The 22,559-nt window shown below is 61.3% G+C and carries 24 protein-coding genes; 7 read left to right on the top strand and 17 right to left on the bottom strand.

The annotated features are described in order from the left end of the window. Positions 1-98 precede the first annotated feature (98 nt). From RE432_RS06540 to RE432_RS06555, 4 genes are all read right to left on the bottom strand, one after another. Positions 99-713 (bottom strand): 2-hydroxychromene-2-carboxylate isomerase, encoded by a 615-nt coding sequence (locus RE432_RS06540; protein WP_310932471.1) that lies wholly within the window; start codon positions 711-713, stop codon positions 99-101. Beyond that, entirely contained in the window at positions 710-2,056 is a 1,347-nt protein-coding gene (locus RE432_RS06545) for an MFS transporter (RefSeq protein WP_310932473.1), read from the bottom strand. Before RE432_RS06545 ends, RE432_RS06540 begins: the two co-directional genes overlap by 4 nt. Positions 2,057-2,151: 95 nt before the next feature. Continuing rightward, a complete protein-coding gene (locus RE432_RS06550; protein ID WP_310932474.1) occupies positions 2,152-2,940 on the bottom strand; it encodes an aldolase in 789 nt (262 codons plus the stop codon). Between the two features lie 162 nt (positions 2,941-3,102). Beyond that, on the bottom strand, positions 3,103-3,981 hold the full coding sequence (locus RE432_RS06555) for a LysR family transcriptional regulator (RefSeq protein ID WP_310932475.1): 879 nt from the start codon (positions 3,979-3,981) through the stop codon (positions 3,103-3,105). A gap of 143 nt (positions 3,982-4,124) precedes the next feature. Here RE432_RS06555 and RE432_RS06560 point away from each other — a divergent pair, with 143 nt between their 5' ends. Both RE432_RS06560 and RE432_RS06565 read left to right on the top strand, forming a co-directional pair. After that, on the top strand, positions 4,125-4,445 hold the full coding sequence (locus tag RE432_RS06560; protein ID WP_310932476.1) for a type II toxin-antitoxin system RelE/ParE family toxin: 321 nt from the start codon (positions 4,125-4,127) through the stop codon (positions 4,443-4,445). 2 nt (positions 4,446-4,447) lie between these two features. Further along, entirely contained in the window at positions 4,448-4,738 is a 291-nt protein-coding gene (locus RE432_RS06565; protein ID WP_310932477.1) for an addiction module antidote protein, read from the top strand. Positions 4,739-4,755: 17 nt separating this feature from the next. On the opposite strand, the gene RE432_RS06570 is transcribed toward RE432_RS06565, so the two are convergent. From RE432_RS06570 to RE432_RS06595, 6 genes are read right to left on the bottom strand one after another with little or no spacing between them, the layout of a single operon-like run. After that, complete coding sequence (locus tag RE432_RS06570) at positions 4,756-6,246, bottom strand: class I adenylate-forming enzyme family protein (RefSeq protein ID WP_310932479.1); 1,491 nt, start codon at positions 6,244-6,246, stop codon at positions 4,756-4,758. Between the two features lie 9 nt (positions 6,247-6,255). Next, on the bottom strand, positions 6,256-6,990 hold the full coding sequence (locus tag RE432_RS06575; RefSeq protein WP_310932480.1) for a CoA-transferase: 735 nt from the start codon (positions 6,988-6,990) through the stop codon (positions 6,256-6,258). Further along, the gene (locus RE432_RS06580; RefSeq protein WP_310932481.1) at positions 6,987-7,835 is read right to left on the bottom strand and encodes a CoA transferase; all 849 of its coding nucleotides are present in this window, start codon (positions 7,833-7,835) and stop codon (positions 6,987-6,989) included. Before RE432_RS06580 ends, RE432_RS06575 begins: the two co-directional genes overlap by 4 nt. A 22-nt stretch (positions 7,836-7,857) precedes the next feature. After that, on the bottom strand, positions 7,858-8,577 hold the full coding sequence (locus RE432_RS06585) for an enoyl-CoA hydratase/isomerase family protein (protein WP_310932483.1): 720 nt from the start codon (positions 8,575-8,577) through the stop codon (positions 7,858-7,860). A gap of 4 nt (positions 8,578-8,581) precedes the next feature. Continuing rightward, positions 8,582-9,745 carry a CoA transferase gene (locus RE432_RS06590; RefSeq protein WP_310932484.1) on the bottom strand — a complete coding sequence of 388 codons (1,164 nt, stop codon included), beginning with the start codon at positions 9,743-9,745 and terminating at the stop codon, positions 8,582-8,584. Between the two features lie 11 nt (positions 9,746-9,756). After that, positions 9,757-10,527, bottom strand: a complete 771-nt coding sequence (locus tag RE432_RS06595) for an IclR family transcriptional regulator (protein WP_310932485.1) — start codon at positions 10,525-10,527, stop codon at positions 9,757-9,759. Positions 10,528-10,753: 226 nt separating this feature from the next. Here RE432_RS06595 and RE432_RS06600 point away from each other — a divergent pair, with 226 nt between their 5' ends. Next, the gene (locus tag RE432_RS06600; RefSeq protein ID WP_310932486.1) at positions 10,754-11,722 is read left to right on the top strand and encodes a tripartite tricarboxylate transporter substrate binding protein; all 969 of its coding nucleotides are present in this window, start codon (positions 10,754-10,756) and stop codon (positions 11,720-11,722) included. A 165-nt stretch (positions 11,723-11,887) separates the two neighbouring features. Continuing rightward, positions 11,888-13,468: an FAD/NAD(P)-binding protein gene (locus tag RE432_RS06605; RefSeq protein ID WP_310932487.1), complete on the top strand. Its 1,581-nt coding sequence runs from the start codon at positions 11,888-11,890 to the stop codon at positions 13,466-13,468. Here RE432_RS06605 and RE432_RS06610 read toward each other — a convergent pair. The 6 genes from RE432_RS06610 to RE432_RS06635 form a co-directional block, all read right to left on the bottom strand. Further along, positions 13,465-14,169 (bottom strand): cysteine hydrolase, encoded by a 705-nt coding sequence (locus RE432_RS06610; protein WP_310932488.1) that lies wholly within the window; start codon positions 14,167-14,169, stop codon positions 13,465-13,467. The genes RE432_RS06605 and RE432_RS06610 overlap by 4 nt on opposite strands. 2 nt (positions 14,170-14,171) lie before the next feature. After that, positions 14,172-15,449, bottom strand: coding sequence for a TRAP transporter large permease (locus RE432_RS06615; protein WP_310932489.1), 1,278 nt, complete (start codon positions 15,447-15,449; stop codon positions 14,172-14,174). Next, positions 15,443-15,982, bottom strand: coding sequence for a TRAP transporter small permease (locus RE432_RS06620; RefSeq protein WP_310932490.1), 540 nt, complete (start codon positions 15,980-15,982; stop codon positions 15,443-15,445). The genes RE432_RS06615 and RE432_RS06620 overlap by 7 nt, the downstream gene beginning before the upstream one ends. Next, positions 15,979-16,959, bottom strand: coding sequence for a TRAP transporter substrate-binding protein (locus RE432_RS06625; RefSeq protein ID WP_310932492.1), 981 nt, complete (start codon positions 16,957-16,959; stop codon positions 15,979-15,981). The genes RE432_RS06620 and RE432_RS06625 overlap by 4 nt, the downstream gene beginning before the upstream one ends. Positions 16,960-17,002: 43 nt before the next feature. Next, entirely contained in the window at positions 17,003-17,989 is a 987-nt protein-coding gene (locus RE432_RS06630; RefSeq protein WP_310932494.1) for a tripartite tricarboxylate transporter substrate binding protein, read from the bottom strand. A gap of 86 nt (positions 17,990-18,075) precedes the next feature. Continuing rightward, positions 18,076-18,750, bottom strand: a complete 675-nt coding sequence (locus tag RE432_RS06635) for an RraA family protein (protein ID WP_310932495.1) — start codon at positions 18,748-18,750, stop codon at positions 18,076-18,078. A 172-nt stretch (positions 18,751-18,922) separates the two neighbouring features. Between RE432_RS06635 and RE432_RS06640 the strand changes: the two genes are divergently transcribed. From RE432_RS06640 to RE432_RS06650, 3 genes are all read left to right on the top strand, one after another. Then, the gene (locus RE432_RS06640) at positions 18,923-19,882 is read left to right on the top strand and encodes a LysR substrate-binding domain-containing protein (protein WP_310932496.1); all 960 of its coding nucleotides are present in this window, start codon (positions 18,923-18,925) and stop codon (positions 19,880-19,882) included. Between the two features lie 114 nt (positions 19,883-19,996). Next, entirely contained in the window at positions 19,997-20,803 is an 807-nt protein-coding gene (locus tag RE432_RS06645; protein WP_310932497.1) for an aspartate dehydrogenase, read from the top strand. Between the two features lie 49 nt (positions 20,804-20,852). After that, positions 20,853-21,638: an SDR family oxidoreductase gene (locus RE432_RS06650; RefSeq protein ID WP_310932499.1), complete on the top strand. Its 786-nt coding sequence runs from the start codon at positions 20,853-20,855 to the stop codon at positions 21,636-21,638. Positions 21,639-21,676: 38 nt separating this feature from the next. Here RE432_RS06650 and RE432_RS06655 read toward each other — a convergent pair whose 3' ends face one another. Continuing rightward, entirely contained in the window at positions 21,677-22,465 is a 789-nt protein-coding gene (locus RE432_RS06655) for a helix-turn-helix domain-containing protein (RefSeq protein ID WP_310932500.1), read from the bottom strand. Positions 22,466-22,559 lie beyond the last annotated feature (94 nt).

Raw genomic sequence — 22,559 nt, forward strand, 5'->3', positions numbered from 1 at the left:
CGATTGCGCCGCGGCGGCCTGGCGCCGCCCCAGTAGCGAAAAAAAGCGGCTGACACGCAAACGTCAGCCGCTTTTGGCGTGTGGGTCACGCCGGATGGCTAATGGGTTGTTGCCGCTTGCGCTTGGGCCACCGACGCTTCCAGGAACTCAAGCCGATCCTGACCCCAATACAGTTCCCCGTTGAACACATAAGTGGGCGAGCCGAATACGCCCTGTGCCACGGCTTCGTCGGTGTATTGCCGGTAAAGGGCGTTCGCCTTGTCCGTCAGCGCGGCTTGCATGATGCGTTCGCCAGGCAAGTCCAGCGCTGCCGCGACGGCCAGCAGGACGTCCGCGTCAGCGATGTCTTGCTCGTGGCACCATTCGGCGGCCAGAATCGCCTTGTACAGGGCGGCCACGTTCAAGCCCAACTGATCGGCCGCGATCGTGAAGCGCGAGGCCAGGTCGCCGTTGGGGCACATATGGCGCGGCGTGATGTTAAGGGGTATGCCTAGCCGGCGTATCCATCGCTTCAGCTCTGCTTGGCGATAGGCTTGCCGCTCGGGCGAGCGCTGCCCCAGCGGAATCCCGCCCGTTCGCGCATAGACATCCAGCAGGTCTACGGGCTTGTAGCGGATGCCGACATCGTAGCGGGCGGCCAGGGCTTCCAGCCGATCGGCCCCCAGGTAGGCCCAATCCGAATTGATCCAGAAGTAGTAGTCGATGCGGTTCATGCGTGCTGCCCGGATAGTTCGGGTTCGATGCGCACCAGCGGGGGGCTGGATCGCATGCGCCATGCGCTCAGGAAGGCAATGACGCCCAATCCGGTCAGGTACCAGACAATATAGTGCGGGCTGCCGTCGCCGGCGGCCAATAGCCAGGTTGCCACGATGGGCGCCATGCCCCCGCCGATCGCGCCGGATACCTGCACCGCCAGCGAGATGCCGCTATAGCGCACTTCAGACGGGAACTGGTTCGAGAACAAAATGCCTTCCGGTCCGTAAAGGCAGGCATAGACAACGCCTACCGCGACCACCATGGCGACGGTGATCCATGCTTCCTGGCGCGTGCCCAGCAGGTCGAAGAAGTAGGTGCTGAACAGGCCGATACCGATGGCGCCCAGCATGAATACCCATTTGTGGCCGATGCGGTCGCCCAGCATGCCGAACAAAGGCATGGTAAAGAAAGCCAGCAGGGCGCCCCAGATAATGGCGTCCAGCATGATGGTTTTTTCAACGCCCAGCGTGCCGGTGGCGTATGCCAAGGCGAATGTCACGACGGTATAGAACCAGGTGACTTCGGCCAGGCGCGCGCCGACCACCAGCAAGACATCTTTCGGGTGTTTCTTCAGTACCGTCAGAATGGGCACGTCGGTTTTCTTGCCCGCTTGCTCCATGGCTTCGAAGTCGGGCGATTCAGCGACCTTGACGCGGATGAACCACCCCACCGCCAGCAAGACCACGCTGGCCAGGAACGGAATGCGCCAGCCCCACGCCAGCATGGCTTCGTCGGGCATGCTGGCGACCGCGGCCATGGCCAGCGATGAAAGAATCAGCCCTGGCGCGACGCCTGCTTGCGGCAAACTGCCAAAGAAGCCCTTCTTGCCATCGGGGGCGTGCTCGACGGCCATCAGCACCGCGCCGCCCCATTCGCCGCCTACCGCAACGCCTTGCAGGAAGCGCATGAGCACGAGTAGTACGGCAGCCCAATAGCCTATGGTCTCGTATGAGGGGATCAGCCCGATCAAGATCGTCGGGACCCCCATCATGACCAGCGTGATCAACAGCATGGACTTTCGTCCTACCTTGTCGCCGAAGTGGCCAAAAATGATGCCGCCCAGCGGACGGGCGAAGAAGCCGACCGAATAGGTGGCAAAGGCTGCCAGCGTACCCATCAAGGGGTCGAACTCGGGAAAGAAGATCTTGTTGAAGATCAGCGCGGCGGCGGTGCCGTACAGGAAGAAGTCATACCACTCGATGGTGGTGCCCATCATGCTGGCAATGCCGGCGGTGACGTACTGCCGGCGTGAGCGCGTGCCGTGCGTGGCCGCAGCGGGCTTGGATTGTATAGAAGACATTGTCTCCTCCAGGAGGTGAATGTAATGGTTGTTTTGTATATGCCCGGGCGTTCATGCGGTTTCTTGTTCCGGCGGGCATCGCCTGGCGGTTGGGCCTACTGACTGGCCGCGCCCGCAATCGGCTTGCCGCTATCGACTTGCCGGCACCAGTAATCGAACGTGCCTTTGACGATCGAAGGCTTCAGCAGGTAGTCGTGGGCTTCTTTGGCCAGGTCATCGGCCACGGGGGTCAGCGGTCCGTAGACGCGTGCGCGCGTTTGCATGCGGGCGGCGCGTTCCAGATACACCGACAGGTAGGTGGCTTCTTCGACCGTGCCGCCTGTGGTCAGGTAGCCGTGGTGGGCAAGAATAATAGATCGCTTGCCGCCCAGGGCCTCGGAGATCAGCACGCCTTCCTGGTCGGCGATGGGCACGCCGGGCCAGTCGGCCAGGAAGGCGCAGTCGTCATGGAAGGGGGTCATGTCCATTTGCGAAATGACCAAGGGTTGCCGCGCGGCGGCCAGGGCGGATACCCACGGCGAATGCGCATGCACAATCGCGTTCACGTCGGGGCGTTCTTTGTAGACCCACAGGTGGAAGCGCGTGGCGGGGTTGGCCATGCCTTGCCCCGTCAGTGTTTCAAGGTCGGGGCCGACTTCGATGAAGTCTTCGGGGGTGGCTTCATCAAAGCCCAGGCCGAAACGGAGTGTCCAGTAAGACCCAGGGCGCTCGGAGCGTGCACTGATCTGTCCTGCCAGGCCGGCCTCCTGGCCTGTGGCGGCCAGGATGCGACAGGTATAGGCCAGGCTTTCCTGCACGCTGCGCTTGACCGGCCGGAAATGCTGCTGCATTTCGGACGTTGCGCGCTGGTCAAAATATTCTTTTGCTCGTAGTGGTGCGTTCATAATGTATTCCCATGCTGGATTCCACCATCTTGGCCCAATGCGCGGCCAAACTTGATGTACGTCAATTCTAGGAATACGAGCGGCAAAGAACCATGAAGCAGCGCTCATAACAGGTATGCGGCAGGTATGCGCTGCCTTGCGGCGATGGAACGCCTGCCGTGGCTAGGGCTGGCTGAAGCCCATGGCCATCTCCAGCAGTTGCTGGGCCAGTAGCGGGACAGTGCCCATGCTGCGGACGATGGCCACCACCCGGCGCTGCAGCAGGGGTTCGGCCAAGGGCAGTTTGGTCAGGCCATGATCATCCAGCAGCCGCGATGGGGTGTGCTCGGGCAATATACAGCCGCCAATACCCAGCGAGACCAATTGCAGCATGGCGTCGATGGTGTTTGCCTCGGCCACGACCGCATCGTCCAGATCGGCGCTTTTCAGCATGCGGCGCAAGGCATAGTCTTCAGGGAAGCCGACCAGGGCCATATCCGCATCGTGCAAATTGATGCGTGCATCGATGGGGTAGCGCCCTTTTTGCACCACAAAGCACATCTTGTCATCGAACAGCGTGACCGACCTGAGCGCGTCCGAAGCCACCGCCGAGTCATAGACAAAGCCGATATCGGCTTTGCCCTTTTCCACCAGCTCGACCACATCGGGCGAGCTGCGCGCCATGACCGACAGATTCACCCGCCGGTGCTGGCTGACGAACTTGGTCAGCAGATTAGAGGCGAAATAATGGCTCAGGGTATGAATGGCGGCCACGCGCAAACTGCCTTCAAGCGCGCCCTCGGTGATCTTGGCCGCTTCCAGCGCGGTGTCGATCTGCGCATAGTGTTGGGCCGTACCCTGCTGCAGTCTTTTGCCGGCTTCGGTCAAGGCGACCCCGCGCCCGGTACGGGTGAACAGGGCCTGCCCCAGGAAGGCTTCGAGCGTGGCCAACTGGCGGCTCAGTCCCGATTGGCTGACATCAAGCTCCTCCGCCGCTTTCGACAAGGAAGAAAGCTCGGCGATTTTAAGAAAGTAGCGTAGCTGACGATCGAGAGGGTCCATGGGGCTTGAGTGGTCGATGAATAGGCGCGATCATCTATGATACCTACAACCACCTGAGTTTCTACTCAGCGACCATTCCGTTCATTGGCTATGTTCGGAAGTAGCCTGCGTGTTGTATCAATGGTATTTTTTAAGATACTATTGTGATAACACTTAAAACTTATCAGAAGGCCAATGGTCGTGTGCCGTTCGAGGAGTGGCTGGCCGGTTTGAAGGATATCCAAGCCCGTGCACGCATTCGGGCGCGGCTGGCGCGTGTTGAAGCTGGTAATTTTGGTGACTGTAAGTCCTTGTATGGGGGTATGCAAGAACTACGTGTCGATCACGGGCCAGGCTATCGCATCTATTTGAGCCGGCAGGGATTGGCTGTTGTCTTGCTGCTTTGTGGCAGTGACAAGTCTGGGCAGCGTGTGGCGATCAAACGCGCGTTGTCGTATCTGCATGATTGGCGGAAGCGGGGTTAACAATGATGGCACGTGATAAAAGCTTCGAGGCATCGACTGTGGCGGCGATGCGCGATCCCGTCGAGGCGGCTGCCTATCTGGACGCGGTGATCGAATTGGATGATCCAGCCGCCTTGTTGGTCGCTTTACGGCAAATTGCCAAGGCGCATGGCATGGCAGAGGTCGCACGCCGGGCGGAGCTGGGCGAGAAGACTTTGTTTCGGGCCTTGTCCGATAAGGGGAACCCGACGCTTACCACAGTACATAAAGTACTTCACGCAGTCGGGTTGCGCCTAAGCGTGACGCCAGCCTGAACGGCTGGCCGCATTCATTATTCAACCGCTGCCGCCAACGAACGCGCCAGGGCTTTCCGGTCGATCTTGCCGACCGAGTTCTCGGGCAGGGCGTCTATGAAGAAGACGTCTTCCAGCCGGTAGATGCGCGACAGGCGTTCGCTGACCAGTGCCTGGATGCCGGCCTTGTCTTGCCGGGATGGGTCGGCGGACACCACGAAAGCCACGGGGACTTCGCCCAGGTCGGGGTCGGGCCGGCCCACTACGCAGCAGCTGTGCACGTCGGGGCTGGCGCTGATGGCCTGCTCGATCAGCGCCGGAGAAATGTTTTCCCCGCCGCGGATGATGACGTCTTTGAGCCGGCCGGTGATGGTGAAGTAGCCGTCTTCATCCATGCGGCCCAGGTCGCCGCTGCGCAGTACGGGGGCGGCAGGCTCCAGGATGCCGTCTTGCTGGACGCCCAGATAGCCGAGCATCAGGCTGTCGCCCTCGATGCATATTTCACCGTCTATGCCGGGCTGCTCGATGACGGCGCCGTCGCTGGACCGCAGGTATACCCGTTGAAATGGCAGCGCCTTGCCAATGGAGCCGATCTTGCGCTGGCCGGGCGGGTTCATGGTGGATGTGCAGGTGGCTTCCGACAGGCCGTAGGACACCAGCAGCGGACACTTGAGCAGCGCTTCGATCTTGATGTGCAGTTCCCGGGTGATGGGCGCGGAGCCGCAGCGGGCAAAGCGCAGCGCCGCCAGGCCTTCCGGCGCGAAGACCAGATCGAGCATGCGCGAATACATGGTGGGCACGCCGGTGATGATGGTGGGCCGGTGCGCGTCCAGCAGCGTGGGCATGTCCGCCGCGCGGAAGCGGTCTGCCAGGACGACCTGCGCGCCCGCCAGCAAGGGGCTGAAAATCTGATTGTTCAAGCCGTTGGTGTGGTACAGCGGCATGACGTGCAGCAGTTTGTCGCCAGGCGTCAGTCCGGTCATGGAAATCACGCCCCGGGCGTTGTTCAGCAACCCCCTATGGCTGAGCAGGACGCCTTTGGGCCGTCCGGTGCTGCCCGAGGTGAACAGCAGCAGGCCTGGATCGTCGGGCCGGATGCCGTCGGACCAATAGTGCGGGGCCTTGGGCAAGGCGTCGACGCGCAGGCGCTGCACACTGCCGCACAGATCCAGGCTGTGCTGGTTGGCGGCATCCAGCAGCACCGCCTTGATGCCGACGGCGCTCAGGCGGTCGCGCACCTCTTCCTGGGTCAAGCGGGGTTCCAGCGGGCAGGGGCAGGCGCCGGCGGCCATGATGCCCAGAAGGGCGATCACGCTGTCGGACGAACGCTCCATGGCCAGGGCGACAAGTTGCCGGGGCTGGATGCCGGCCTGGCGCAAGCTTCCCGCGATGGCGCCCACCCGTTCATACAGCACGCCATAAGGGACGGCGGTTTCGCCGGTGGCGTTGATCAGGGCGGGGCGCGCCGACCATTGCTCCGATTGCCAGAGCAAGGGATAGGCGGCCAGCAGGCTGGTGTCGTCGCGCATGGGCGGCTCCTATCGCAAGGCCACGGCGGCGTCGCGCTCGAACGCGCCGTCGGGGTCCAGGGCGGCCAATGCCTTGATTTCGTTTTGGGTCGGCGGCTGGGTCGGCGCGGCCCCTTCGCTGTCGAACTGGAAGCCGGTGCGCGCCCGGACTTCGTCCAGGCTGGATTCGGGATGCCACGATTGCAGGGCCAGGCGGCCTTCTTTTTTGACGAAGACGGCAATGGGGGTGACCACGCCGTGGAAACCGCCCCAGGACGTACGGAAATGCAGTTGCTCGACGAAAGTCCGCGTGGAATGTTCTGTGCGCCAGGTGCAGGCGCGCCGCGCCGTGGGCAGCATGACGGCGCCGCCGCCGCCGCCCGGCAGGCGTACCTTGGGCTGATGCCAATCGCCGATGCAGGAGTTGTTGGCATTGCCTTCGCCGTCGATCTGGGCGGCGCCCAGGAAGGTCAGGTCCATGCGGCCCCTGCAGCACAGGTCGTAGAAGTCTTCATTGTCGAAGATGGACGCGGAGCGCTCGGCAAGCACGGGATCGGAACTGGAAATGGGGATCTTGGAAGGGCTTGGGTCGACGCCGCCCGCTACATTGATGTAAATAAAATCCCAGTCGTAGGCTTGCTTGGCCATCAGGCAGGCCAGCATGGGCATGGTCGAATTGACGCCGCTGAAAGTAATTTCATTGGGGCGGATGAAGCGCGCCAGGTTGGTGACAATATACGAAAACGGGGTCCAGGTCGTGTTCATTCGGCATGCTCCTGCAAGGCTTCGGGGGCGGCGTCCAGGTGGGCGTGCAGGGCGTCGTCGCCCGGCTCCAGGTAGCGCTCGACCGCCGGATAGTCGATTTCATATTCCGGCCAGCATGATCCGGGCCATGCGCCTTGCGGCACGATGGCATAGGCTTGCACCAAGAAGTAGGGGATCAGCGTGACTTCCGGCTGCTGTTCGAAGATCTCGCTGTCCACCATGCGTTCGGCCACGACCAGGACGCGTTTTGCCGATCGGCTCATGATGCGGTCCCAGTGCGAGGTGCCCAGTACGCGGACATTGCCGCGCTGGTCGACCTCGTTGGCATGGATGACCGCCACATCGGGCTGGATGGCGGGAATGACCCAGACGGGGCCGCCCTTGCCATAGGGGTCATCCAGTTTCTTCCAGCCATTGACGTCGATCAGCTGGCTGCCGTCGATGCCGGCGCAGGGCTGGAAGGGGGTGCCGAATGCGGCGGCGCGCAAGCCGGCGGTCAGCGTGGCGCAGGCGTGTTCTTCCAGTTCGAGCGCCCCGGTTTCGATGGCTTTGCGATAGTTGGGGGCCAGGCCGAAGTTGCCTTCCATGGCGACGATGCCGGTGCGCGCGCGTGTGGCCACGCCGGCGCGGCAGAGCAGGTCGATATCGTAGCCGGGGGACTGCTTCACGATTTCAAGGTTTTGTTTCTTCTGGCGGACAAGCTCGCGCACCAAGGCAAAGGGGCCGCGGTGCAGGAAGCTGCCTCCCAGGGCCACCGAGGCGCCGTCGGGAATCAGCGCGGCGAGTTCCTGGACGGACAGCTGTTTGTCCGGGTTGTTGAATCCAGATGACGTGTCAGAGGGCATGTTGTTCTCCTGAATGGCGGGCTTATCCCGCCAGGTATTGTTGTATGCGCTGCTTGAATCCGGGCCGGGAGGCCGAGCGGACCAGCGCCGCCATATCGGCTTCGTTGTCGTTCGAGGCCAAGGCGGCATACAGGCAGGCGCGTGTGTTGGGGGCGAGTGCCAGGGCGGTTTGTTCAGCGTCGCGCAGCAGGCCGTCCCACTCGTTCTCGGGCACGGCGGAGGCCACGAAACCGATGCGCAGGGCCTCTTCCGCCTGGAAGCCGCGGGCGCTGCCCAGGATGGACAGGGCATGGCCGGCGCCGACAATGTTGCGAAAACGTCTTGTGCCCAGTACCAGCCCGAACTTGAGTCCCGGCATGCGGAAGCTGGCGTCGGGGGTGCAGTAGCGCAGCTTGCATGCCGCGAACAGGTCTACGCCCGCGCCAAAGTTCTTGCCGTGCGCCAGCCCGACGGTCAGCGCCGCGGAACTGGACACAAGCTGCAGCAGCGTCTCGATGCGCACCATGCGCAGGACCAGGTCGCCTTCGCTTTGCGCTTCGTACTCGGTGAAGTCGAAGCCTGCGCTCAGGTTCTTTCCCGCGCCGCGGAATACAAGCAGCGGTATGCCCTGGGCGTGGGCCGACTCGACCCCTTCAATCAGGGCCTCGACAAGCGTTTGCGACAGCGCATTGCGTTTTTCGGGCCGATTCAGGGTGAACGTCCAGCGGCCTGCTTGGCGATCGATGGTCAGTGATTCCGTCATGAGATTACTCCGCAGCCTGGGGTTTGAGCAGCTCGGCCAGGACTTCCTGGTTATGTTCGCCCAGCTCGGGCGGACGTCGGCGGATGTCCGCCGTGCGGGAATCGAAGCGGATGGGCGAGGCGAATGTGCGGGTGTGCGCGCCGTTGGGAAGCTCAAGGTCCTGGACCCATTGCATGTGTTCGACCTGCGGGTCGGCGAGCACGTCCGAGTAGTTGTTGATGGGGGCGCAGGGCACGCCGGCGTCCCGGAAGCGCGACAGCCAGGTGTCGGCATCGGCCGTCTTGAAGATGGCTTCAAGCAGCTCGCGCAGGACGTCCTGGTTGACGGCGCGATCCGTAGGGTTCAGGAAGCGGGCATCCATCACCAGGTCTTCGCGTTTGACCACGGCGCACACGGACTTCCATAAGGAATTGTTGCCGGCCGCCATGCCGAAATAGCCGCCCTGGCACTGGAATACTTGATAAGGGGCGTTGCGGGGATGGGCTGAGCCCAGTTTGACCGGGTCAACGCCCGTTCCGAAATATTGGGAGGTCTGCAGCGCCGCGATGCCCAGCGTTGCGCCCAGCATCGAGACGTCGATATGCGTGCCCTGGCCGCTGGCTTCCGCGCCCCTGAGGGCGGCGACGACTGAAAAAGCGGCGTACAGGCCGGCCGTGAAGTCGCAGACGGGGACGCCGCATTTGATAGGGGCGCCGGCCGGCTCGCCGGTAACGCTCATGAGCCCGCTCATGGCTTGCAGGGTCAGGTCGAACCCCCCTTCTTGGCTGCGCGGGCCGCTTTGGCCGTAGGCCGAGATAGAACAATAGACCAGCGCGGGGTTGCGTTCGCGCATGGCGCTATAGCCCAGGCCCAGGCGATCCATGACCCCGGGGCGGTTGTTCTCGATCAGCACATCGGCGTGGGCGATGAGCTCAGCGGCCAGCCGCTGGTCGTTTTCGTCTTTCAGGTTCAGGGTGACGGACCGCTTGTTGCGGTTGAGCGATGCGAAGTTTTCGCTGTAGCCGTCATTGATGGGCGCCCAGCTGCGCAAGGTGTCGCCCGAACCGGGCTGTTCGATCTTGATGATGTCGGCGCCCATGTCGGCCAACAGCAGCCCGCAGTATGGACCGGCGGCCACATTGCAGATTTCGATGACGCGTATGCCTTTGAGCGTGGATTCTTGATGCATTGATTTTCCTTTCAGGCGACCAGGCCGAAATAGCCGCCGCGATAGCCCATATGCGCGGATAGTTCCCGCGCGGCCTGTTGAACAAGGGGCGCAAACTGCGCCATTTTTTGATTGGTGAGCCGTTCAAGCGGGCCGGAAATGCCGATGGCGGCCACGACTTTATCGAGCCCGTTGAAGACGGGCGCCGCAATGCCGCCTATGCCGTGGCGCCATTCGCCCCGATTCATGGCATAGCCGATGCGGGCGACGTCCGCCAATTCTTGCTTGAGGGCGGGAATCGAGATATGCGTGTCTTCGGTGTGCTTGTGAACGGCATTGCCGTAATGCTCGATGTAGTCGGCGGCCTGGAAGGCAAGAAGCGCCTTGCCGGTGGCGACGGCATAGGCGGGCGCCCGCCCGCCCACGGTGGAGTAGGCGTGCAGGGGCTGGGCGCTGTCGATCTTGTCGACATACACCACATCGAGCCCATCGAGCACGGATAGGTGAACGGTTTCGTGTGTTTCGCGGGCCAGCTCCCGCATGAAGGGGGGCGCCAGGCGGCGCGCGTCCATGCCGGCAAGCTGGCGGGCGCCGAGCTCGAACATTTTGAGCGTGCACCGGTATGTGCCCGTTTCAGCATCGCGGCGAACGTATCCCGCATGCGCCAGCGTTTGCAGCGTGCGATGGGTGTTGCTGCGGGTCAGGCCGACCTCTGCGGCGACCTGCTCCAGCGTCTGGGCCTCTCCATCGAGCCGGCTGATCGTTTCCAGCACCATCAGCCCTTTCAATAATGTTTTGTCCACGTACGTCCTAATAATTAGGAATAAAAAGCTTATTCTACCCGCCTTATGACTTTCAGGCGATGGCTTATTGCCAGAGTGTACTAGGAGTTCTGGTGATCCACCGTATACCATGGGGTGAAATTCCGTATCGCAATCGTCACAGGAAATATGGTATATATCTCCCTACAAAAAATCAAATTTTAGAATCATTGTCCTAATATTTAGGAAGTTAAAGGAGACGACCCTCATGCTGAAGAAAATCCAACATCTTTTCGTCGCGGCCGCGCTGGCCGGCACGGCTACCCTTGCCGCCGCCTCGTCGTGGCCCGATGCGCCCGTGCGCATGATCGTGCCTTACCCGCCGGGCGGCGCGACCGACTTCTCGGCACGGGTCTATGCCGAACAGCTTGGAAAGATCCTGGGCAAGCCCATCGTGGTCGAGAACAAGGCAGGGGCGGCGGGCGAAATCGGTTCGCAGTTCGTCGCCGCGGCGCCGCCCGATGGCTATACCGTGTTGCTTGGCGCGCTGGGAAGCATGGCCATCAATTCCTTGTTGCCATCCAAGAAGCAGCAGTACAAATTCCCCGATGCGTTCGAGGGCGTGTCCATGGCAACCTCCACGCCCCTGGCGGTGGTCGTTCGCGCAGACCTTCCCGTGAAGAATATCCAGGAGCTCATCGCACTGGCCAAAGAGCGCAATGGGCAGCTCAGCTACGGGTCGGCAGGCTATGGCTCGTCGCAGCACATGACGGGCGAAAAATTCCAGCTGGCAACCGGTATCAAGCTATTGCATGTTCCGTATAAAGGCAGTGGCCCGGCATTGACTGATCTGATCGGCGGGCAGGTCGACATGGTGTTTGACACCATGCCCACCCTGATGGGCCATGTCGAAAACAATAAGCTGCGCTTCCTGGCGGTCACCACGAAAGACCGCGCAAAGTCCTTGCCTGATGTGCCCACCCTGCAGGAAGAGGGGGTCAAGGACTTCGACGTCAGCACCCGCTATGTGCTCTTGGCGCCCAAAGGTACGCCCGAAGCGATTCGCGCGCAGCTGTCCGACGCCATGCAGCAGGCGGCCAAAGAGCCTTCCGTTCAAAAGGCCATGGCGGGCCAGGGGGCCGAAGCGGTGCCCAGCGCGCCGGACGAAACCTACCAGGCCCTGTCCGCCGAAGTCGACATTTGGTCTGATGTCGTCAAGAACGCCGACCTTAAATAATGCCGTGTCTGGATCAAGCATGAATGCGAGGGCCGATCGCGGACCGCACCCGTGGATGGCAGGTGAATCCGGAAAAGCACACGCTTGATGTAGACAGGATGCGGGAAAGAAATGGGACGGGACCGAGCCAAGGCATGCCAGGGCCCGGTCCAGACAGGAGCTGACATGAAGAAATCCGCTGACCTGGCCATCGTGGGCGGGGGATCGACGGCAACATCGTTTCTGGCGCAACTGGTGGCGGCGCTTGATCCTGCGGAAGGGGATGGCGCCCGGCGGATCATTGTCTTCGAGCCCTTGCCCGACGTTGGCCCCGGCGAGCCCTATGCCGCCGATCTGCCCACCAACCTGCTGAATATCCCGGCGGGAAAAATGTCCGCCTATGCCGAGGATCGCGGCCATTTTCTACGGTGGGTTGAAAGCCGGGGCGCTGGCATGCTTTGCAAGCATGGCGTGCTGCAGCTGGATGCCGGCGCTTTCCTGCCGCGCCCGCTGTTTGGCGAGTATTTGCAGGATGTCTGGCGCGACCTGTGCGCGTCCGCCCAGAATTTGGGCGTGTATATCCAGCGGGTGGCGGCGCGTGTCGATGGCATTGGGCTGAGCCCGGACGATGGCCTTATCCGCCTTGAAACGCGTGAAGGCGTATTCAGCGCGCGGCGGGTGGTGCTGTGCAATGGAAACCTGCCCGCCGCCAGCTATGCCGAACTGCAAGGGTGCAGCGGCTACTTCAACAGCCCTTATCCCGTGACAGAGCTGGTCAGCCGGGTAGGGCGCAACGCCAGTGTAGGCATTATCGGCACCAGCCTCAGCGCCATTGACGCCATCGTGGCGCTCAAGGAATCGGGCCACGCCGGCCCCATGCTGGCCGTGTCGCGCAGCGGCCGTCTTCCCGCCGTGCGCAGCACCGTCGCGCCATCCATACCAGTGGCGCCGCCCACCGCGGAAGAAATTGCTTCCCTTGTGCAGTGTCACGCGCAAGGCCTGACGCTCGATACGCTGTTTTCCTTGTTGAGCCAGCGGCTTGCCGCATCGGGAGATGCGCTGGACCTGACCGACATACTAGGCTACGACGGCAATCCGGAGCTGGTGCTCGGATGCGAAATCGCGGCGTCGTCCACGCGGCCGCGCAGTTGGCAAGCCATCGCCATTTCGCTCAATGGCGCCATTGAGCATGCATGGCGGCTGATGCGCGATGCCGAAAGGCGCCGTTTTTATACCGAATGGCGCTCATTGTGGATGACGCGGCGCGCCACCTTCCCCATGGCCAACGCCCTGAAGATCAAGCGTTATCTGGAAGAGGGCGGCTTGCATATCCATGCGGGCAACAGCGGCCTGTCGATCCACCCCGCAGGCGAGGGGTTTGACATTCGCCTGCCTGGCGCCGACGGCAACAGGGCGAGCCGCCGCGTTGATTACATTGTGAATGCAACAGGCATGTCGACCGACGTCACGGCATCCAGCGACCCTCTGGTGCAATCGCTGCTGCAGCGCAGGATCGCCAGCGCCGATCCTTATGGCGGATTCCGGCTGGATTTCGATACGGGCTGCTTGCTGGACACGAACGGCGATGTGGTCCGGGGCATCAGCGTGCTGGGCAGCCTTGCCGTGGGCACCTACTTCTGGACCATGTCCCTGGACGTAAACGCCCGCCTGGCATTGGACCAGGCCAGGCGCATCGCTGCGGAGCTGACGGCGCCCGTGCCGCAGATGCCCAGCGCGGCTACCCTGGCAGCATCGTCTTCAAATTAGCGCCAATTTGCCTCGATTTCTTGCCGGGTAGCCGTCAGCCCATAGAAATGCTTGTGGGTGTTGATGAAGGCGTCGTGAAGCGCTGCATTGGACGTGGCGCAGGCATCTTCGCACAGGACGGGGTAGTAGCCGTCAAAGAAGGCATCGGTTGCTGTACTGTGAATGCAGACATTGGTGTTGCACCCGGCTAACACCAATGTGCGTACGCCGTGGGCGTCCAGAATCTGCGATAGCCGCGTGCCCCTGAAGGCAGAGTACATGTTTTTTGTGACCAGCGGCTCATTCGGCCGGCGCGGCGTCATGTCGGGATGCCAGCCGGCGCCCTTGCTGCCTTCGCTGACCAGCAACTGATCGGTTGTCCACTGTTCCTGCGGGAGATCGCGCAAGTGGACGGACAAGTAGTTCGGCAGGGCGTCCTGGAAGCTATGCGCGGTTTCCACCCACACAATCAATTTGTCCGCCTTCCTGGCGCCTTCGACCAGTGCATTGACTTGGTCGATAATTCCGCGGGCCAGCATCGGATCGCGGCCTCGCTGCGCAAGCAGGCCCGTGTCGGACGTAAAGTCGTTCTGCATGTCAATAACAAGCAGGGCGCTGCGTTGTGCCAATTGTTCGCGTAGCGTCAGCGCAAGTGGCGTGCCGGCCAGCGGCTCGTTGGGAAGGCGGGCCGCCCCGGACGTTGTGTTTGAGTGATTTGTCATAACTACCTCATGCCCAATGTTTGCGGTAGCCATAGCGATACCGGCGGGACGAACGTCACGATCAATACGACGATCAGTGTCAGGATGATGAAGGGGAAGACGGCAGCCGCCAGGCGCAACATAGGCTGCTTGAACAGGGAGGACGCGACGAACAGGTTGAACCCGAAGGGTGGCGTGAACATGCCTAAGGCGCCATTGACTAGAATGATGATTCCAAGATGAATGGGGTCGACCCCGATGACCTGGGCAATGGGAAGGAACAGGGGGGCGAAGATGACCGTGACCGATGTGGGGTCCAGGAACATGCCTGCGACGATCAGGATCAGATTGATCATGAGCAGCATGGCGATTTTGGAGTTCATGGCGTCCGTTAGCCATTGCCCTATCTCGGTGGGAACGCGTTCGACGGTCAGCAGCCACGATAGGGCCGACGCCGCGCCGATCAGAATCATGATCTGCGCCGTCACGGCGGCCGAGTCGATCGCAATGGCGAGCAGCTGCTTGAAGTCGATTTCCCTATACACAGCCATGGCGACAAAGATGGTGTACACCGCGCCCACCGCAGCTGCTTCGGTCGGCGTCATGACGCCGCCGTAGATGCCGCCGATGATGATGACCGGCACGCCAAGCGCCCAGATGGCCTGGACAAACGTGCGCTTGATATGCGCCCAGCGATAGGCCTCATCGCTTCGGTAATCGAACCACAGGCAGTAAGCCAGCGCATAAGCCATGAACATCATGCCATATAGAATGCCGGGCACGACAGCGGCGATGAACAGCTGGCCAATGGATACGCTGGCGACCGTGCCGTAAATGATCATTCCGATGCTGGGGGGAATGATGGCCGAAGCGGACGCGCTGGCGCTGACCAGGCCGACCGAAAACTTGGATGAATATCCGCTTTTGAGCAGGGCGGGATACATAATGCTGCCGATGGCGATGACCGTGGCCGGGCTGGAGCCTGAAACGGCGCCGAATAGCATGCATGCAAAAACGGTAGCCAGGGCCAGGCCGCCAGGCAAGGGGCTGACCAGCGATTTGGCAAAATCGATAATGCGTGACGACATCCCCCCCTGCGACATGACATTGGCGGCCAGGATAAACATCGGCACAGCCATCAAGGGGAATTTGTCCAGGCCCGAAAAAGTTCGTTGAATGACGATATTGGTGGGGATGCTGGTAAACAGGCCTATATACAACAGGGACGACAACAGAAAGACAATGAACAGCGGCACTCTGAGCAGCATCAGGCCGATCAATACGATACTTAGCGTCAGCATGAGCCGGTACCCCTGTCTGTATTGCTTTGCGCGTCAGTGGACGGGCTTGCGTTATCGGGAAGCCGGGGCGCCGGCTTGACCAATGCCAGGAACCGAACGCACATCAAGGCGCTGCCGAGCGACATGGATCCATACACCAGCCACATGGGCAAGCCCAGAGCGATGGTTTTCTGTCCGGTGTGGATGGCCTTGATGACCAGTTGCAGCGAATACCAGAAAAACACGCCGCAACCGAGCGCGCTGAGTACATTCACGCCCATGAGCCATCGGCGGTCCAGGCGCGGCCCCAGCTTGTGGCTCCACACGTCCACGGCAATATGCAAGCCGCGGTAGATGCAGACACTGCTGCCGATGAATGTAATCCAGATCACGCCGTACCTGGCGAACTCCTCGGCCCAGCTCAGGCTGGATTGAAACGCGTAGCGCATCACGACATTGATGAAGATAACGGCTGTGATCGCCAGAAGCAGCAAGCCGATAAAATTTTCTTCCAGGCGCCTGACCCAGTGCCATCGTGCGCTACGCGTACTCATTTAGCGGCCTCGGCCTTGATCAGTGCCAGCAGCTCGTTGCCGTGCGCTTTCACGTATTGCGCTTCCACGCTTTGCGAGGCGTTACGTAGGGGCTCCTTTTCGTCGTCGGTCAAGCGAACGACGGTGGTGCCGGATTTCTCGATGGTTGCCAGGTCGTTTGCTTCGGCTGTGCGGGCCATTTCCCTTTGACGCTTGATCAGATTCTGGCCTGCCTGCTTGAGCAGATCCTGATGCTCGGGTGACAAGCGTTCGAGCCATTGGCTGCTGTAGACCAGGACGCCGGCCAGCACCGCATGTTCGGACACGGTCAGATGCTTCTGCACTTCGTGGAACTTCATGTCGTTGATCAGGACGATGGGGTTTTCCTGGCCATCAATGGTGCCCATCTGCAGGCCGTTGTATACCTCGGCATAGTCCATGGGGACGGGGTCTGCGCCTAGCGAGCGATAGAACGACATCACGATATCGCTTTCCATGGTGCGGAACTTGACGCCTTTGAAGTCGTCAAGCGAGCGCAACGGCTTGTTGGCGGTCATGGCCTTGAAACCATCGATATAGAACCCGACCCCGGTCACTTGCTGCGTCGATAAGGAGTCCAGCAGACGCTGACCGACGTCACCATCGAGCACCTGCTCCAGGAATGCCATGTCTTTGAACAGGAAAGGCAGGTCGAACAATTGCAATTGCGGTGCAAAGCCGCTGATTCGTGCCGTGGGGACCCAGGTGATTTGCTGTGTGCCTAGCTGCAGGCCCTCGAACATCTCGCGGGCGCTGCCCAACTGGCCGGAATGGAAGACGTGGACCTTTATGCTCCCATCGCTGAGCTTTTCAACCTCTTCCTGAAACTCCACGGCCGCCTGGTGATGGATGGAATTGGCGGGAAATCCGTGGCCGAAGTTGGCATTGATGGTTTTCTGCGCAAGCGCGCCGGTGCTAAAGCACAGTCCCAGTAAGAGTGCCCCGAAGGTGGTTTTCATGTTGTCTCCAATGTTGACGATGAGGCGTCATATAAGAATGAAGCTACTGTACCGGTATTCCCGCCTTCTGGATCACGTCGCCCCAGAGCTTGATCTCGGCGTTGACGAATTCCTTGAATTGTTCGGGCGTTCCGTCGTAGGTATCCAGCCCGCGCTTTTCAAAGTCTTTCTTGACGGCATCGCGCGCAAAGACGCGTTGCAGGGCGTCGCCTATTTTCTGCGCGATCGCATCGTCCACGCCGGCCGGGGCAAATACGCCGAACCACAAGGTGGCGTCAAAGCCGCTGATGCCTTGTTCATCCAGGGTCTTGACGTCGGGCAGGACGGCGGCGCGTTGCCGCGTGGTCACGCCCAATGCCTTGACGCGGCCGGATTCCACGTAGGGCAAGGCGGTGGGCAAGGGTTCCAGCAGGAAGTCGATTTGCCCGCCCATCAAGTCGGTCATGGCGGGGGCGCCGCCACGATAGGGAATGTGCACCCACTTGGCGTCGGTGCGCAGCTTGAGCATCTCGGTTTTGATGTGGTGGCTGGTGCCTGCGCCGGCCGAACCGTAGTTGATGGTGCCGGGCGCCTTCTTGTCGGCCTCGACCAGTTCGGCCAGGCTGCTCCATTTCGAGTTGGATCCAACGACCAGCAGGCTGGCGGCCGAGCCGATGCCGCCCAGGGCCAACAGGTCTTTTTCGGGGGCATAGCCCAGGTTCTTGTACAGGCTGGGCGCCACGGCAACCGTGCTGCTGGCGCCCAGCAAGATGGTGTAGCCGTCGGCCGGACTGCTGGCAGCGGCCATGGTGCCAATGGTGCCGCCCGCGCCTGCCCGGTTCTCGACCACGATGGTCGCGCCCAGCTCTTCGCCCAGGTGGGTGGCCGTCAGCCGAGCCACGGTATCGTTGATGCCGCCCGCGGGGAATGGGACGATCATTTTCAGGGCGCGGTCGGGCCACGCGTGCGCTGTGCTGGCAATGCCCAGCGCCAGGGCGAGCAGGCCGCCCTTGACCAGGGTTCCAAAGTGTTTGCTTCTTTGTGTTTTCATATTGTTCTCCTCCGTGGGTGTGTGGCCTGGCCGGACCTGTGGCGGTTTATGCGTGCCGTTCAGGGCCCGGCCAGACTGGCTTGCCGTCAGACGTGGCCGTATTTTTCAAGGGCTTCGGCCAGCGACATGCCTTCGCTCAGGCTCCGCCGGATGGCGATTTCCTGCTCGGTCAGGCGCTCCGATTTTTCCAGTACTTCTTTCACGAGCGCTTGCGGGATCACCAGCGCGCCGTCGTCGTCGCCCAGGATGAAGTCGCCCGGCGCGACGGCAACGCGACGGCCTGTGGCGCCCTCCATGTACACGGGTACGTTCCAGGCATTGACTTTCCAGCGGCTGATGGATTGCACCGGGGTGCGAAAGCGCCCAAAGACCGTAAAGCCCAGGGCGTTGATCCAACTGGTGTCGCGCAGTCCGCCATCGACGATGGCGCCGACACTGCCTTTTTCCTTCATGCCGATGGAGATCAGCTCGCCGAAGTAGCAGATGCCATCCCCGTCACCCGACCAGACCGATACATCGCCATCGGACAGGGACGCGCAGGCTTTCATTTTGTCGGCATCGCCGCCGAAACCATAAGGCGTCATCTGCCCGCGTATGGTGTAGGCCCAGCCGGCCAGGCGCTCAGACCCGGTCTGGCGCTGGAATGCGGCCGCCAGCCCCTGGTCCGGGTAGCCCATTTCATCCAGTACGTCGGCCACGTTCGACGTGTCGACCTTTAGAAAACGTTCGCGTATCGAACTTTTCTCTTCCTTGCTAACCATTACTTGACTCCTGTTTGCGGTGAACGGCGGCAATGGCCCGACGCCGGGCATTGCTGATGTGTGGTTTATGTTAGTAAGGCGGACAAAGGGGGACAAACGATTTAAAGTATGCGATGCTATTAGCTTGGCTAATGGCAGATTTGCATGCCCTTGGCATACCACCCACGGACCCATGAGCAGACGCCTTCCCCCTTTGCTGGCCACGCGCTATTTTGAAGCGGCGGCCCGGCATCTTTCCTTTACGCAGGCAGCCGAAGAGCTGTTCGTTACGCAGGGCGCCATCAGTTTGCAGATACGCAAGCTTGAAGAGTTCCTGGGCGCGCCGTTGTTCATCCGGCATGCGCGCCATATCGAACTGACCGCTGCGGGACAGCAGTTTTACGAAGCCTGCCACGTGTTGCTGGATGGCCTGGAAAAGGCCATGCGCGACCTGACCAGCCCCGACCATCAGCAAACGCTGACCGTCAGCACCATACCCACCATCGGGACGCTCTGGCTGATGCCCCGGCTGGCGTCGTTCACGTCGCGGCATCCCGATATCGAGGTGCGCGTGGTGTCTGACATTCGGCCGGCTGATATGCAGTCCGACAATATCGACGTCGCGCTGCGGGTGGGAAAGCTGCCGGGGCAACGCTATCCGGCTCACTTTCCCGCTGTTGACCTGGTCATGCTGGAAAAATGGAACGACATCGAGGCCGATTTGCTGTTCCACGATGTCATGGTGCCGGTGGCCGCCAAGGCCTGGTGCGCGACGCAGCCGGCCATCCGTCATGTGGCCGACTTCAAGTCGGCGCCGCTGGTGCATACGGCCAGCCGCCCCAATGCCTGGCGCGAATGGCTGAAGGCCTACGGAGTGGAATACAAACCGTCCGGGCACGAGCCCGAATACGGGCATTTTTATATTTCGCTGCGGGCGGCGCAGGATCATAAAGGCATTGCGCTGATCCCCCAGGTGCTGCTGCGCGGCTACCCGGGGCGCAACGAGTTCGAGGTCTTGCTGCCCAGCATAGAGCCTGTGCGCAGCGCCGGCGATTATTACCTGCTGACGCGCGCGTCGTCGCCCAAGCGCGCGGCCATACAAAAATTCCGTGCCTGGGTGCTGGAAGAGGCGGAAGCGGCAAGCAGCCATTAGTTGCGCTAATCGCTGCGACGATAACAAATCGTTTGTTCGCGGTGTATCCCTTTCCTAGAATGATGTTGACCGGCGATAAGGCCGAACGATATTTGTGGAACAGGAATACAAAAGATGGAAGACTTACGCGTAGGGGTGGCCGGTTTTGGCGCCATAGGCCGTTCAATTGCTAGCCAACTGGCCCGGGGGATCGAAGGCATACGGCTGGTTGCGGTGGGGGTCAGGAATCCCGATGCTCCGCCGGAATTCGACTGGCAGGGCCGGACGCCGCCCCGGTTCGTGCTACTGGATGAGCTTGAGCCGCACTGCGACGTCGTGATCGAATGCGCGCCCGCCCAGCTCTTGCCCCGCATTGCCACGCCGTTCCTGACGGCGGGTAAAAAGGTCCTGAGCTTGAGCAGCGGCGCGTTGCTGGGACATCCTGAACTGGTGGACCTGGCCCGCAAGCATCACGGGCAGATTCTGGTGCCTTCAGGCGCGATCCTGGGGCTGGATGCCATACTGGGCGCGGCCGAAGGCGCCATCCAGTCGGTCAAGATGACTTCGCGCAAGCCGCTCAAAGGGTTTGTGGGCGCGCCATTTCTGGAAAAGCAGAACATCGATGTCATGAGCCTGAAAGAGCCCACCCTGATTTTCTCGGGCACGGCGCGCGAAGCGGCGTCCGGATTCCCGGCCAACCTGAACGTGGCCGTCAGCGTGTCGCTGGCGGGCGTGGGCCCCGACAAGACCCTGCTTGAAGTCTGGGCCGACCCCAGCCTGCAGCGCAACACCCACCATATCGAGGTTGTGTCCGATTCGGCGCTGCTGTCCATGGAAATCCAGAACATCCCTTCGGAAAACCCCAAGACGGGGCGGATCACGGCCCAGAGCGCGATCGCCTTGCTGCGCAAGCTGCGCGCGCCGCTCAGCGTCGGGACCTGAACTTTCCCACTCTATATATACATACACGAGCAACAAGGAATATGGACAAATGGATCTAGGATTGAAGCAGAAAGTGGCGCTTGTGCACGGCGCCGGGGGCGGGCTGGGCGGCGCGATCGCGCGCGCGCTGGCCGCCGAAGGCGCCACAGTGGTGGTGTGCGACATCAATGAAGACTATCTGGCGGCCACCTGCCGGGACATCGAATCGGCGGGCGGCAGGGCCGTCGGCAAACAATGGGACCTGGCGCAGGTCGACCAGTTCGCGCAATGGCATGGCGAAGTGGTCGAGGCGGTGGGGCCTATCGACATCCTGTGCAACAACACCGGCGGCCCGCCGCCCAGCCTGGTGCAGAACGTCGGGCGCGACGTATGGCAGCGGCATTTTTCCGACATGGTGCTGTCGGTGGTGACGATGACCGACCTGGTCCTGCCAGGCATGAAAGAACGCAACTGGGGCCGCATCATCACCAGCGCCTCGTCCGGTGTCGTGGCGCCCATCGCCAACCTGGGCTTGTCCAACTCCCTGCGCAGCGCCCTGGTGGGCTGGTCGAAAACACTGGCGCGCGAAGTGGGGCCGGATGGCGTCACCAGCAATGTACTGGTGCCGGGCCGCATTGCGACCCAGCGTATTGTGGCGCTGGACAAGGCCAAAGCCGCAAGGGAAGACCGCAGCTACGACAGCGTGGTTCAGGAGAGCGTGGGCACCATCCCCGTCAAGCGCTATGGCGACCCGGCCGAGTACGGAGCGGCCGCCGCTTTCCTGGCCAGCCGCCAGGCCTCGTACATCACCGGATCCATCATCCGGGTGGACGGCGGCCTGATCGCCAACGTGTAGCGTTATCAGAAACAGAGGGCAGGGCGAGGGGTTGGAAACTACCCCTGCCGATCCGACGGTCCGGCATGGACAATAAAGCCCGCCGCCTCCAAATGGCTTCGAACCAACATGGCGATTTCGGGTGCGCGCTGCGGCGGTATCCGATTTGACGTCGCAACGGTGCTTAGTGCGGCATAACTCCCCGTCGCGACTGAAAATGCAACGCCCACCCCGGCGACCCCCGATGTCACGGCGCTATCGGTCATTGAATACCCTCTGGCATGCGTTCGTTGAGCAATCTCCAGCAGATGTAATGCCGAGATGCCCTTGATTTCATAGGATTTATGGTGCTTGCGAAATAGCGTCTCAATTTCCTCGGCATCCAGCGTGGCCAGCAGAGCTTGTCCCGCTGTCCCAAGCCCAAGTAGTAGAAATCCGAGTAGGTCGGTTGGGGAAATCCGTAAGGGGAACTCCCCTTGTTCCTTGTGAATTGCGTGAGCAAAGTCCCCATTTCTAATCACCAGATAAGTCGTATCGCCGGTAATGCGTGATATCGACTTCATGGCGGGCAGAACGCTGCCAATCAGCGGGGCCCGGGTCATGGCCGAAAGTCCGATATGCATTGCCTCTACGCCTAAATGGTAATGCTTGGTATCGCTGCGTATTGCGAAACCTTCACGGATGAGCGCTTTCAGTATGCGGTAGGCAGTTCCGCGGTCCAGCCCCGAGACTTGAACGATTTCGGCCAGCCGAATGCCCGTTTCATGCGACTTGGACAGCAGGGATAGTATGTTAAGTGCCCTATGCACCGCTTGAGCACCTTGGGTCTGTTTTGGATCAAGGTTCATATCGTGAACAAAATGCGTTTTTGTGTGGACTGTCTTTGCACGTTATCTATCATCACTTCATTCGCTAGCGAAAATCTATTTTGTGTGAAGAATA

Origin of the sequence: Pusillimonas sp. SM2304 (genome assembly GCF_031628915.1) — a bacterium.
Taxonomy (GTDB): domain Bacteria; phylum Pseudomonadota; class Gammaproteobacteria; order Burkholderiales; family Burkholderiaceae_B; genus Pusillimonas_C.